General features: G+C 53.3%; 4 protein-coding genes. All 4 read left to right on the plus strand.

Annotated features, from left to right (window positions below; translation table 11 throughout):
• Nucleotides 1-34 precede the first annotated feature (34 nt).
• The 4 genes from RB620_RS22250 (at nucleotide 35) to RB620_RS22265 (ending at nucleotide 15,045) form a co-directional block, all read left to right on the plus strand.
• On the plus strand, nucleotides 35-1,042 hold the full coding sequence (locus tag RB620_RS22250) for an S-layer homology domain-containing protein (protein WP_308098208.1): 1,008 nt from the start codon (nucleotides 35-37) through the stop codon (nucleotides 1,040-1,042).
• A 121-nt stretch (nucleotides 1,043-1,163) separates the two neighbouring features.
• The gene (locus RB620_RS22255) at nucleotides 1,164-6,035 is read left to right on the plus strand and encodes an endo-alpha-N-acetylgalactosaminidase family protein (RefSeq protein ID WP_308098210.1); all 4,872 of its coding nucleotides are present in this window, start codon (nucleotides 1,164-1,166) and stop codon (nucleotides 6,033-6,035) included.
• 122 nt (nucleotides 6,036-6,157) lie between these two features.
• The gene (locus RB620_RS22260; RefSeq protein WP_308098212.1) at nucleotides 6,158-10,102 is read left to right on the plus strand and encodes a family 20 glycosylhydrolase; all 3,945 of its coding nucleotides are present in this window, start codon (nucleotides 6,158-6,160) and stop codon (nucleotides 10,100-10,102) included.
• A 59-nt stretch (nucleotides 10,103-10,161) separates the two neighbouring features.
• Nucleotides 10,162-15,045: a discoidin domain-containing protein gene (locus RB620_RS22265; RefSeq protein ID WP_308098214.1), complete on the plus strand. Its 4,884-nt coding sequence runs from the start codon at nucleotides 10,162-10,164 to the stop codon at nucleotides 15,043-15,045.
• Nucleotides 15,046-15,155 lie beyond the last annotated feature (110 nt).

The raw sequence follows: 15,155 nt of genomic DNA on the forward strand, positions 1-15,155 counted from the left end.
GAAACGTTTTCAATAACGAAAGGATGGTTCCAGGATGAAACGCAAATTGTGGATGAACTCGATGATCTGTATGTTGTGCAGTATGCTCTGGCTCGGATCGGCCGGCGCAGAGAGCGTCTCGGACTTCTCGATGAAAACCTCCGTTAAGGAATCAGCGGAGGAGCTGTTCACGATCACCTTGCAAGGGGACCAGATCAAGGATATGTACGCTTATGAAGCGAAATTTCAGTTCGATCCTGCCCAGTTGGAGGTTGTGAAGGCGGAAACAACGATTAAGGGCTTCTCCGTGCAGCCGGTAGTCAAAGATAATGTCGTCACCATTGCCCATACCAAAGTCGGAAAGGTCGGCGGCGAGAAAGGCAGTCTAGACATTACGACGGTCACCTTCAAAGCCAAGAAGGCAGGCTCCTCCCAAGTGAAGTGGACTTCCATGAGACTGATCGACAGCAATATGAAAGATCAAGCCTTCACTCCGAACACGACAACCACATTCACGAAGCTGTTCAGGGACGTCGTGAAGCACTGGGCCAAAGCCGACATTATGGAGATGGTGTCTATCGGCGTGGTCGAAGGGGTGGATAAGGAACGTTTTGCCCCGGACAGCCATGTGACAAGAGCGCAATTCGCGACACTCCTTGCCCGCGCATTGAAGCTGGATGCAGCCAAGGGTACCGTGCCTTTCCAAGACGTGAAGCCCGGTGCCTGGTATGCGGACACCGTGAAGAAGGCTTACGCGGCCGGCATTATCAACGGCGTGTCCAGCACGTCCTTTGCCCCGGATAAGAAGATTACGCGCGAAGAAATGACGGCTATGCTCATGAGAGCGAAAGCCTATGCGGACGATGTAGATGTGAACAGCTTGGCAGCAGGTACGATTGATAAGTTCAACGACAAAAACAAGATTAGCGTATGGGCCCAAAAATCTGTAGCGTACACGATCTCCTCCGGCTTAATGAAGGGAAGAACGACAACTACGTTTGCGCCGAAGGAAAATGCGACAAGAGCAGAGTCGGCGGTTGTCATCAAGAGATTATTATCGTGAGGAGGATGATACAAAATGTAACAAAAGATGCAGAGGAGTTTATATGATTCCTTGCAAGTGCATGTACGGGAAGTGAGGTTATAAAACCTGCTATTCTGGTGTTTAAGAGAGGGAGATCGATGTGAAAAAACGCGTTAAGCCGCTAAGCATTCTTGTGACCATGGCGCTGGGAGCGCAGCTGCTCCTGCCATCTGCGGGGGTCTTCGCAGCCGAGGGTGACGTCTACTTCAAAGATTATAATGACAATGTGATTACAGGCTGGTCGACCGGCAAAGGCACAGCAACTTTTGCTCCGGATAACGGAACCGTTAAAGCCGTTACGACAGGCGCAGTCATTCTTGCGGATACAGCATCCCCAAGCCTTGCGAATGGGGAGTATGAAGTGAAGCTGAAGTTCGCGGCCGTCCCAAGCCGGTTCGGACTGGTGTACCGTTACGCAGACAGCAATAACTATAATGTCATTCAATACGATGTAAGTTCGTGGGGCTGGGATTCGGTTCAGAATGGATCCGAAACCTACGGCAATCTTACTTCAACGAATAGTCCAACATTCGAAGCGAACAAAACCTATACCTTTAAGCTTCGTTATGTGGACGACAGCGTCCAATTGTGGATTGACGGCGTAAGCGTCCTGAATACAAGCCTGCCAACGGTTCGAACAGGCGAGGGCAAGATCGGTCTTCGCAGCTGGTTCAATAACAAAACGATTACGATCGACGATGTTAAAGTGTCGGAGGCCCAGGCTGAGGAACCCGTTGCCAAACCGATTACGGTTACGGACACCATCGGATCCGAAGAGATGAGCGTTGTTATTGACCAAGAGTTTCCGCGTGTACAGAAGTACAAATGGAAAGCAAACAATGCGGAAATGCACGGTCAAATCAACGGTCTGAACGAAGTGAAAATCAACCAGGTTTCTTATTTCCCTACGGCAAAATCCTATAATAAATCGGCGGATGGCAGCTCAGCTGCTTATATGCTCGAAATTCCGGAAATTTCCGTGAAATTCGATGCAAAGTTATCGGTTCAAGATAACGAATTAAAGTTCGAGGTTCTTAATCTTCGTGAGGAGGGCGCAGAGAAGGTTAAAACGATAGAATTCCCTAACCATGATCTGATCTCCGTGAATGCTTCCGAACCGAAAGCGCAAGAGACGGCGGCTTGGATTACGGGCGACTGGGTTCCTGTCCAGGAGGAGTATAAGGATCTGGTGCTTGGTGCTACGGATGTCAATGCCGGACGCACATATGCCTTCCTGAATAACGATAAATTGGCGGCATCCGTGATCACGAATGTCGTGAATGGATTTGACAAAGTTCGTGTGAAAGTGGCTAATGATACGAAACTGAACCAAAAGAAAGCGGCAGTTTCCGGAGGCTCCTGGATTTATCGAAATAATTCGGTCCTGGAACCGGAAGCATTGCCGACTGCCAAGGTTGTGCTCACACCGGATGCGAATGACGACGGCATCGTGGACTGGCAGGATGGCGCAATCGCTTACCGTGAAGCGGCACCAACGCCGCAAGGCAGCGATATGATTAGCGACACCTTCTCGTATATCAGCATGAACATCGGTTCCACCAATACCTCGCCGTTCCTTCGTGCTTTCGATAACGCGAAGAAAATATCGAATTTGACGGACGGATTTGGCCAGATCGTCTTGTACAAAGGTTATCAAGCGGAAGGCCACGACGATTCCCATCCGGACTACGGCGGTCATATCGGCATTCGCCAAGGCGGCAAGGAAGACTTCAACTTTGTTCTGGAAGAGGGCAAAAAATATAACATTTACGGCGGGGTTCACATTAACGCCACGGAATATATGACGGATGCTTTCGAGTTCGAGCACGACAATATGGCGCTTCCGTTAAGCAAAGGCTGGGGCTGGCTCGATCAAGCTTATTACGTCAACAAAACGAAGGATGTGGAATCCGGGGAGCTGGAGCGCCGCCTCCAAATGCTGAAGGATGACACAGGCGACAATCTGTCTTTTGTTTATGTCGACGTCTATTCCGGAGCCGACTATAACGCGAAGAAGCTGGCGGAATACATCAACGAACGCGGTTGGATGCTTGGTACGGAATATGCCGGTCCGCTCTTCGAGCAGGCGGCTTGGGTACATTGGGGAACGGATCCGGCCTATCCGAACAAAGGGAATGACAGCAAGATCGTTCGATTCCTTCGCAATACGCAAGCCGACGGCTTCCTGGCGACTCCGCTCTTGAAGGGAATGCAACAGGCCGGCGTCGGATACTGGCAGGGCAATCCGGAATCCAACAGCTACAAATCGACGACTTCTGCTTTCTTTAATCACAACCTGCCGACGAAATATATGCAGAACTTCGGCATTATGAAGTTGGAGACGAATCGAATCTTGTTCGAGGACAATGTGAAGGTTGAACGTCTCTCCGACGGCAAAATTCATCTGAGCAAGGACGGCCATGACGTCGCCATTATGACGGACAGCGACAAAATTACGAATAGCACGGTCTTTATTCCATGGGATCCGCAAACGGAAGATAAGATCTACCACTGGAATCCAGCGGGCGGCGCGACCACATGGACGGTTCCGGCTTCCTGGAACGCAGTCGAGACGGCGAAGCTGTATAAGCTGACGGATCTTGGACGCGAATTTGTTGCCGATGTGCAAGTAACCAATGATCAAGTGACGCTGAATGCAGAAGCCGGCACTGGATATGTGCTTTATCCGGACACAGCTCCCGTACAACCGGCAATGGTATGGGGCGAAGGAAGCCCTGTGAAGGACATCGGCTTCGACAGCCAAGGCTTCGATTATTGGTCCAAATCCGCGGCTACAACGGATCATATTAAATTCGTGAAAAACAACAACGCGGACGATCAGCTGCAAGTAGCCGGACCGGCCGACGCAACGATTCAGCAAGAAATAACGGGCCTTGAAGCAGGAAAATCCTATTCCGCATCGGTATGGGTCAGCATCGACGGCAAACGCAAGGTTGAGATCGGCGTTCAGCAGGGCGATGACAAGGTTGTGAATGACCTGGACAACACGGAGCACGGGTATCTAGGTCAGCAGCACAAATATTACGGCAAAAACTTCCAACGCATTAAAGTATCGTTCGACGCCAAGAGCGATAAGGCGCTGTTCACATTAAAGGCAGCCGAAGGCAATGCAACCGTCTTGTTCGACGATGTGAGAGTTTGGGAAAACCCGACGAAGACTGATGCGGGAGAATCGGTATTGTTCGAAGACTTCGAGAATGTGGATGAGGGCTGGGGCCCATTCGTTTACTCGAAATCCGGACCTGTACGCACTCATTTGGTAGAAAAAGCGGAGGATCCGTCCACGCAATATTTCTCCTATGTGCTCGACGGCAAATGGTCGTTGAAAACGAATGAGGAAAATACGGGCAGCTGGCTGCGCACGCTGCCGCACACGCTTCGTTTGGAAGAGGATCGTCTATACAATCTGACGATGGATTACAATTCGGACCAAGCAGGGATGTACAGTGTTGCGATCCGAGTCAAGGAGAACGGCGTTGTACGCGAGCTGGCAATTAAGGAACTGGCCGAAGGGGAAAACAAGCTGGACATGAGCTTCTCCACCGATGGAGCGAAAGACGCTTATCTGGAGATTGTGAAAAACTTCAATAATAATCAGAAGGAACTGACAGGCACGCTTGTTCTGGACAATATTCGTGTAAACGATGAAGGCCAGATCGAGCCTGAAGAAGGCGTTCTAGTTGAGCAAGTGATTTTGTCGCCGCAATCCATGGAGCTGAACAAAGGCCAATCGACCGTCATCGGCGCGCGCGTTGAACCTGCGAATGCTTTTGACCGTTCCTTGACATGGACGTCCAGCCGTCCAAAAGTTGCAAGCGTGGACGCAACGGGCAAAGTTACGGCTCTTGCAACGGGCACTGCCGTCATTACAGCAACCGCTAAGGATGCAAGCGGCAAAACAGCAGCCGTAACCGTCAATGTGTATAAGCCGAACGTTAAAATTCCGCAAGCGCAAATGACGGCAACCGCCTCGGGCTTCCAACCGGGCGACGAGCCATCCAATGCGCTGGACGGCGATGCGTCCACGATGTGGCACACGCCATGGTACTCGACTCAATTGCCGGCCAGCATCACACTCGATCTGGGCGGATCGTATGTCGTGAACCAATTGAACTACACGCCAAGAACAAGCGGCCAGAATGGCAATATTACGAGCTATAACCTGTACGCAAGTACAAACGGCACGGACTTCACGCTTGTGACCAGCGGTACTTGGGAAGGCGCTGCAGGGGTCAAAGCTCTTCGTTTCGCAGGCGTAGAGGCAACGCATCTGAAGCTGGAAGCAACAGCGGGCATGGGCAACTTCGCATCGGCGGCGGAGCTGAATGTATTCCGAGTCGAAAGCGAAGTTGTTGATCCTAGCGAGGCCACTCATCTCGCGGCGCCGGCTACAGTCGTTTCCGGTCAAGAGTTCGCCGTAACGCTCGGTCTGCGCGATATCGAACAGGATATTTACGCGCAGAGGTACGTGGTCGACTATGACGAAAGCGTCATGGAATTCATCGGGATGGAATCGTTGATTCCAGGGGTAGCGATTCTTGAACCGTCCGCCGAAACAGCGGGTAAAGTTCAAATCGTTGCAGCAAGCCAAGGCCAAGGCAACTCGGTAACAGGAAACCCGGATGTGATGAAGCTGACGTTCAAGGCGAAGAACGTTGAAGACAAAGTGAGCGGTTCAATCGCTATTGCCTTGGCCGAAATCTCCACCGGTCTAGGCGAAGAATCGACGCCTGCGCTTGTCAGCAGCCTCGTGGAGATTACGCCGGCAGAAAGCTCCGGCGACCTGAACGGGGATGACAAAGTGAGCATCGGCGACCTTGCGATGATCGCTGCCCATTATGGCAAGACGGATCAAAGCCCGGATTGGAACGAAGCTAAACAAGCGGATGTTAACAGGGATGGCAAGATTGACCTCGCCGACCTTGTGTTCGTAGCCAGCAAAATGATATAGAGGCTTGAACTTGCACTTATAGAATGATCTCAACATGAGACTAGGCACACGATGTGATGAACATTGCATAATGCGCCTAGTCTTTCTTTTTGCCAAATTCGAATGAGAGAAGGCGTTTAAGGTTGAAAAAGACACTTAGCCTGTTATGCGTAGTTGCGCTGTTGTGCAGCGTCATTCCCTTGCAAGCTGCCGCTGCGGATGGAGCCGTCAACGCGAAGCCGAAGGTCATTCCGAGTCTGCAGCAATGGACGGGGGGAACGGGCGCCTACACGATCGACGATACATCCCGTATCGTATATGACGGCGGCACAGAGCTGAAGGCGACAGCGGAGCTGTTCCAAGAGGATTTGATCGAGATAACGGGTCATGATCTCGCGGTTGTGAACGGCGAAGCGCCGAAGAACGGCGATTTCTATCTGACATTCACCGATGCAGAAGATCCTTCGATAGGAGATGAAGGCTACCTCTTCGAGGTCGGGGATTATGCAGCGATTCGCGCGAACACCCAGACCGGCGTGTTCTACGGAACGCGGACGGCGCTGCAAATTCTCGAGCAGGATGCGGAGAAGGACAGTATCGCCAAGGGAACGGCGAAGGACTTTCCCAAGTACGAGGAACGCGGATTCATGTTGGATGTGGGCCGCAAGTTCATCCCGATGAGCGACCTCAAGGAATATGTCAAGATCATGTCCTACTACAAACTAAACGATTTCCAGATTCATTTGAACGACAACGAAATATTTAAGGATAACAGCAGAGAGCATTGGAACAAATATGAGGCCTTCCGCCTGGAAAGCACCAAATATCCGGAAATGACGGCGAAGGACGGCCATTATACGAAGCAGGATTTCCGCGAGCTTCAAGACTTGGCCAATGTTCGCGGCTTAACGATTACGCCGGAAATCGATACGCCAAGCCATGCTCTTTCTTTAACCAAAATCAAACCCGAGCTGGTCAAGGATAATATGCCGGTTGACCATTTGGATATTACGAGACCGGAGACAATCGCCTTTATCAAAGATGTGTGGGATGAGTACTTGGACGGCGACTGGTTCGATTCGGACACGGTGCATTTCGGGGCCGACGAATTTGCGCCGAATGATCCTACGACCTTTGAAGCCTACCGCGAGTTCCTGAACATCATGAACGATCATTTCAAATCCAAAGGGAAAAAAGCAAGAATGTGGGGCAGCCTGAAAGTGTTTCCCGGCACGACGGAAGTGGATAAGGACATCATTGTACACGCCTGGTCGAGAGGTTGGCAGGATCCCGTCACTTCAGTGGCCGAAGGGTTTAAGGTTATTAATACGCTGGATGCCTACCTGTACATGGTGCCTAAGGCAGGTTATTACCGCGATTACCTGGATAAGCAATGGCTCTTCAACAATTGGACGCCTGCCTTTGTCGGGGGGAATCCTCAATTAAATGAAGGAGAGCCTAATCTGCTGGGTGGTATGTTTGCGATATGGAATGACATGATGGGCCGGAAAGTAAGCTCCTCTGACGTACATGACCGCTTCTTCAAAGCAGTGCCGGTGATGGCGGAGAAAATGTGGAGAGGCAAATCCACGGATTCGACCTTCGCTGAGTTTGACCGTCTTAGCGACCTGCTTGGAACGGGCCCCGGCTCCAATCTGTTTCATGAGGTAGATACAGCCTCGGACCTCGTCGTTCATTATCCGCTCGAAGAAGGCAGTGCCGGGACAACCGCGGATTTATCCGGCAACTCCTATGACGGCAGCGTGAACGGGGCGGCTTGGACGAATGAAGGGAAAGCCGGCGGAGCGCTCTTATTCGACGACTTGAGTGACCATATCGCAACAGATTTAACGACCAAAGGCTTCCCGTGGACGGCCAGCGCTTGGGTGAAGCTGGACGCGGATTCGCAGTCCGACGAGGTCGTATTCATGGAATCCGGGTTTGGCGCCTTGAAGCTGAAGCAGAAGGGCAGCCCGTTCGCCGGCTTCACGCGAGAAGGGTTCGATTACACGTTCAATACATCCATTCCAACAGACCGCTGGGTTCACATTGCGTTCCAAGGCGATTTGAGCGGCACGACCTTATTCATGGATGGAGAGTTCAAAAGTAAAGTGGCGGATAATACGCTGCTTCCAGCATCAAGGATCGGCAGTAAGACGAATGCGCTGCAAGGTACAGTGGACGAAATCAAACTGTATGACCGGCTGCTGACAAGCAATGAAATTGCGGCGGAAGCGGGTTCGCCGCCTTGGACCGTGAACATCGCAATGAATAAGCCTGCGACGGCTTCCTCTGTGGAAGTCAGCGCATTCCCGGCTAATCTGGCCTTTGACGGATCGGTTTCAAGCAGCTCGCGTTGGTCGTCCGCACATACGGACAATGAATGGATATCCGTTGACCTTGGCGAAAGACAGGACATCAGCAAGGTCGTTCTCAAATGGGAAGGGGCTTACGCGAAAGGCTACAAGCTTCAAGTTTCCGACGACGCGCAGAGCTGGACGGACGTCTATGCGACAAGCGCGGGCGTCGGCGGCGTCGAGACAATCAAATTCCCGACCGAACGGGCGAAGTATGTTCGGATGCTGGGCACCAAGCGCGCCGGCACATACGGATTCTCCTTATATGAGTTCGAGGTTTATCCGCCGAATCCAAATGATCCCGTGCCGGTTCCCGTGCCGGTAAGATACGGGGAAAGCTTCGAAGATCAGAATCTGGACAACTGGATTCATCCCATTGGCGCGGCCGGGACGAAATCGCTGAGAACATCGCCCTCGAACGCGAACGAGCATGCGGTCCTCCTAACCGCGAATAACACCAGCAACGTATTTGTGGATCAGAGCTCGCCTGCTGTGAAGGACGGCGAGATCGAATTTAAGATTACGCCGCAAACCGACGGTATTCGCGCCGGATTGATTTTCCGCTATGTGAATGAAGGGCAGTGGGCATCCGTCGGATTCGACAACGGCTCCTGGTATTGGGTGAATGCCCAGGACAGCTACGGACGAATGACGAACAGCGCGGGCGCTCAATTAAAGAAAGGCGTAACCTCAACCGTTAAGGTGAAATTCGAGGGAACGCATATCACGCTGATTGTGAATGGAACCGCTTATTTCGAGGGCGCCATTACGGCGCTGCCGAATGAAGCCGGCCGGATGGGCGCCAGGGTGTTCGGGGGGACGGCTGCGATATTTGACGACTTCCTGCTTGCAAATAATGTTGCGGAAGTGCCTGTAACCGGCATTGAGCTGAACAAACCGGCAATCGTTCTGCAAGAGGGAGAAACGACGGAAATAAGCGCACTCATTAAGCCGGGAAGCGCAACGAATAAAACCGTCGACTGGGCGAGCAGCAACGAAGAAATCGCGAGGGTGGAGCTGGTCGACGGCAAAGCGATCATAACGGCTATCAGCGCGGGCACCGCGGAGATTAGCGCCACAACCCAGTCGGGCGGCTTCACGGCGGTCAGTCAAGTCACCGTACTTGCCTCTAACTCTGACCAGCCAGCGACAACAATCACAGCGCCGGATCGCGTAACGGCGGGAGAGTCGTTCAAGGTTCGAATTGGACTTCAGAATCTCGAGAAGGCGGTATATGCGCAGGATCTGCTGCTCACATACGATGCGGACCTGATGGAATTTGTCTCCGCTGGGTCGCTGATGGACGGCGTTTCTCTCGTGGAGGCGAAACCGTCAACAGGAGCGGTTCGACTCGTCCTGGCAAGCCAAGGTGAAGCGAACGGCGTCAGCGGCGACCAAGAAGTCGTCGAGCTCACCTTCGCAGCGAAGCAGCTGCAGCAATCCGGATCGGGCACCATTACCGCAGCGGATGCGAATCTTGGTTATAGCGACGGTACGGAAGAGAATGCGGCTTCTTCGACTGCTTCCATTACATTCGTGATGTCCGAGCCGAATCCGGATGTGAATGGGGATGACCGCGTCAGCATTGGCGACTTGGCGATCGTCGCAGCGAACTACGGCAAGACGGATCAAGATCCGGATTGGAATGCCGTGAAGCGTGCCGATGTGAACATGGACGGCAAGATTGATCTAGGCGATCTTGCGGCAGTAGCTCAAGCGATTATCCGCTAGGGCGGCGATCATGCCGAAGGATTGTCGGCGGAATGAGTGTGAATATGGGGGGATTATACTTGAGGACATTCAAGCTTGCGACGGTCGTCGCTGCAGCTTCGTTAGCTATCGTTTTGACGCTCTTCTCCTTCTACCTGCTGCAAGCAGATCGAGCGGAAGCGGCTTCATTGGGGGCCATTACCAAATTTGAAGAAACCGACGAGAAGACCTTCACGATTACGGCCGGCAGCGATAAAGTGCGGGTCATCTTCAACCGGGAGGACATGGTTCGGATCTGGCTCGGCGTTGGCGGCAGCTTCACGACCTTAAGCGGGAAGTTCGGGCCGGAACCGGCCGAACCGATTGTGGTGAGCGATGATTTCGGCCAGGTAGCCGTAGACTGGTCGGATGAGGGCGACTATTACAAGATGGAAACTAGCGAATTTGTATTGCGGGCTTACAAGAGCCCGCTCAAATTCGCCATGTACCAGAAGGATAATGAATCGGTTGTATGGGAAGAAGCGGCCAGCCTGACGCATAACGGCACATCGGCAACTCAGCAGCTTGTCCGCGGCGAAGACGAATATTTCTACGGCGGCGGCATGCAGAACGGTTTCTTCAACCACCGCGACCGCAAAATCGCGATTGCCGCGAATTATGGAGATTGGGGCAGCGGCACCGTTTCCAATCCTTCGCCCTTCTACTTAAGCACGGCTGGTTACGGGGTGCTGCGCAATACGTTCCAGAACGGATCTTACGATTTCGACAGCACAATGAATTTGACCCATCAAGAAAATCGGTTTGACGCCTATTATTTCTACGGGGGCAGCATGAAGGACATCTTGGACGGCTATACCGACCTGACAGGCAAGCCGACGCTTATTCCTCGGTGGGGAATGGGGCTTGGCGACGCGGATTGCTATAACAAGCCGCCGGACACTACGACGGACGTTATCGACCGAATTGCCAAAACATATCGCGACTATGATATGCCTGGCGGATGGATTCTGCCGAATGACGGGTATGGCTGCGGCTATACCCAGCTGAAGGAGACCGTCGATGAGCTGGATAAACTAGGCTTCCATACGGGCCTGTGGACGCAGAACGGCGTGGATAAAATCGCGGAAGAGGTCGGCGTGGCGGGAACCCGACTGGCTAAGCTTGATGTCGCTTGGGTTGGTCCCGGCTATGACTTCGCCTTGGATGCAAGCAAGCAAGCGCATGATGGCATCGAGAATAACTCGGATTCGCGCGGCTATGTCTGGTCGGTCGGCGGTTGGGCGGGCACGCAGCGTTATTCCACCGTCTGGTCGGGCGATCAAGCCGGCAACTGGGAATATATCCGCTTCCACATACCGACGTATATCGGCGCCGGCCTCTCCGGCATTCCTTACGCGTCGAGCGACGTAGACGGCATTTTCGGCGGGAGCGCGAAGACTCAGGTCCGCGACCTGCAATGGAAATCTTTTACGCCAACGATGATCAACATGTCCGGTTGGGCGGCGAGAGATAAGCAGCCATGGGTATGGGGCGAACCGTACACCAGCTACAACCGCGATATTTTGAAATTGCGAGAGAGATTGACGCCATATTTCTACACCTATCTGAACGAGGCGTATGAATCCGGGGCGCCGATGGTGCGCGGGATGATCTATGAGTACCCGAATGATCCGAACGCCAAGGGCACGATGACGCAATATCAGTTCATGTCCGGCGAATCGTTCCTGGTCGCGCCTGTCTATTCGGACACAACCGTAAGGAACGGCATCTACTTGCCGAAGGGCAAGTGGATCGACTACTGGACGGGCGAGGAGCATTACGGCTCCAAAATGCTGGATGAATACGATGCGCCGCTTGAGCGTCTGCCGCTCCTCGTCAAAGGCGGAGCCATCATTCCGATGTATCCGGAAGCTCTATACGACGGTCAAGTGCCGCCAAATCCGATTACGTACGATATTTATCCGTACAAGACGTCCAGCTTCACGATGTATGAGGATGACGGGAATACGAAGGAGCATCGCGAGGGTAAATTCGCGACAACGACCATTACCTCGATCGCGCCGACGTCGGGAACCGGCAATCTTGTAATACAAGTTGGAGCAAGTGCAGGGGACTACACTGGCAAGCTTGCCGAGCGTACGAACCAATTCATGATTCATATGCCGAACGTACCAACGGCGGTTACGGTTGGCGGCGCCGCATACGCGAAGGCCGCTTCGATGGCCGCTTGGGAAACGGCGGGCAGCGGCTGGTACTACGACGCGTCGGATAAAGGCGGCATTCTCTATGTGAAGACGCCGGATCTTCCTACCGACCAAGGCTTTGAGCTGAAAGTGTCCGGGTTCACAGCGGATACAACACCGCTGCTCGATGCGGAGAAGATCGAGCTGCCTCAAGTGGACAGCGACCCAAGCCGCATTCCGCAGCAGGATATCGTTGCTGCAGCGACAAGCGCGGATGCCGCAGCGCCGGCCGCGAATGTGCTGGACGGCAGCTTTGAAACGATCTGGAGCACGCCGCTCTCGGGAACGGCAGCATTGCCGCAGTCGATTACGCTGAACCTCGGTTTCAAGCAGCCGGTAAACAAGCTGAAATATATGCCGAGGCAATATGGCGGAACAGACGGAACGATTACCCAATATAACGTCTATACAAGCTTGGACGGCGTTGCTTACACGCTCGTAAGCAGCGGCGAATGGGCAGCGAATAAGCTGGAGAAGTCCGTTGCCTTCGATACGGTAGAAGCGCAGTACGTGAAGCTTGAGGCGATTAAAGGGTCAGGCGGGTTTGCTTCCGCATCAGAGGTCAATGTATACCGGGATCTCACGAAGCCGGCTCCAACCGCCATTGCCAAAAGCTTGATGAAGGCTTCGGCGTTCAGCTTCCAGCCGGGTGCCGAGGCGTCCAAGGCGATTGACGGCGATTCGAATTCGGTATGGCACACGAAATGGGACGGATCGGATAAATTGCCGCAATCGATCATAGTCGATCTTGGCAAGGCGTATACGATCAGCCAGTTCCGATATGCGCCGCGCACGGATGCCGGGAACGGGACGATCACGTCGTACAACTTGTACGTGAGTACGGATGGCCAGACCTATACGAAGATAGCCGAAGGGTCTTGGATCCGAAACAATCTGAAAAAATACATCATGTTCAACCCCGTATCGGCGCGTTATGTGAAGCTGGAGGCGGTCGCCGCCGTCGGCGGCTTCGTATCCGCCTCGGAGCTCGATGTCTATGAAGCTCCGAAAACGGCGCCGGAGATGCAATTGATCTCGCAGGGCAAGCCGGCTTCGGCCGACAGTGAAGAAGCCGCTAATCCGGCATCAAGCGGCAATGACGGAAATCCCGCAACGAAGTGGTCGGCTAGCGATACGAATCCGAATCATTCCTGGACCGTTGATCTGGGCGGAATGTATTCGATTCAATCCTCGCAAGTATCCTTCGAGCACGGCGATAAGCTGTACAAATACAAAATCGAAGTGCGGGAAGCGGGCAGCGCGAATTGGATTACGGTCGTAGACCGGACGAACAATTCGTCTATAGGCGAAGTCATCATAGACAACTTCGGGAGCCGGGGCCGATATGCAAAAGTGACGATTACGGGACTGCCTGATGCTGCATCCAAAGCAGGCTTCACGGAATTCAAATTATACGGCATTTCATTAGGCGAGGGACAGCTGCCCACCGGAATTACGATTGACCAGCCGACGCTTGCGCTGCACGTTTTCGACGAGCCGGTTACTCTGATCGCGACGGTCGAACCGGGGGATGCAACGAACAAGACCGTGGTCTGGTCGAGCAGCGACCCAGGCATAGCGAGCGTTGACGCAAGCGGCAAGGTAACGCCGAAGGGTCAGGGGACGGCTTCGATTACGGCGACTACGCTTGAAGGCGGCCTTACGGCAACGAGCGAAGTGACCGTAACCGGGCAAACGGGCTTAGTTGAAATTGCGCAAAGTCAAATGACAGCGACAGCAACCAGCTCGCAGGCCGGCGTTAATGACGCGAGCCATGCGCTCGACGGCAATCCGGAAACACATTGGCATACCAGATGGTTCAACCTGGATCCGCTGCCGCAATCGCTCATTGTCGAATTGGGCGGAACTTACAGCATTAGCAAGATCGGTTATTTGCCAAGACCGGAAGCAAGCAACGGAACGATTACGGCATACAACGTGTACATCAGTTTGGACGGTGTCCAATACACGAAAGTGGCCAGCGGGAACTGGCTTCGCAACAACCGGTTGAAGGAAGCGAACTTTACGCCTGTAGAGGCTGCCTATGTGAAGCTGGAAGCGGTTCAGGGAGTAGGCGATTTTGCTTCCGTCGCTGAATTCACCGCATTCCAGGCAAGCCAAGTCTCTACTGCGCCGAAATCGCACTTAACGGCAGCAAGCACGGTTCAGGCAGGGGATAACTTCCTCGTTCAATTCGGCATCAACGGTTTGACGGAAGAGACGTTTGCGCAAGACATTCATGTGGATTATGACGCTTCGGTGTTGGAATTCGCAGTGGCGAAGTCGCTTATCGAGGGTGTTCAGCTGGTGGAGACCATCGCAGTGACGCCTGGCAAGCTGCGCTTCATCCTGGCTAGCGAAGGCGCCGAGCATGCGGTGGCGGGGGATGCGCAAATCCTGGAACTTAGCTTTAAGGCTAAGACTCTGACAGCGGCAGCAACAGGGACGATTGCCGTTACGGATGTCAAATTGGGTCATGCGAGCGGCGACGAGACGGAAGCGAAAGCTGCTGCCATTGAGGTCGAGGTAACAGTTGGAATCCCTGGGGACAACAATCAGGACGGCCGAATCAGCATCGGCGACCTGTCCATGCTGGCGGCTCATTACGGCAAAGACGTGAGCAGCGCGGATTGGGCGCAAATCGCTCATCTGGACATTGTGAAGGACGGCCGGATTGATATTCTGGACTTGGCGCAAATCGCCAAAAAAATTCTAGGGTAGCAAGGGGCAACATGCAAAGCGAGAAACGGCCTATGATGTGTTCGTCATAGGCCGTTTTTTGAGACGAACAGGGCAGCAGGCCTGGGTTCCCTTCTGCCTTATTGCGGATC

Origin of the sequence: Paenibacillus sp. LHD-117, from assembly GCF_030929555.1 — a bacterium.
GTDB lineage: Bacteria > Bacillota > Bacilli > Paenibacillales > Paenibacillaceae > Pristimantibacillus.

Excerpts from the sequence above, each read along its gene's own strand:
- RB620_RS22250 (WP_308098208.1), top strand. The coding sequence starts at position 35 with ATGAAACGCAAATTGTGGATGAACTCGATGATCTGTATGTTGTGCAGT.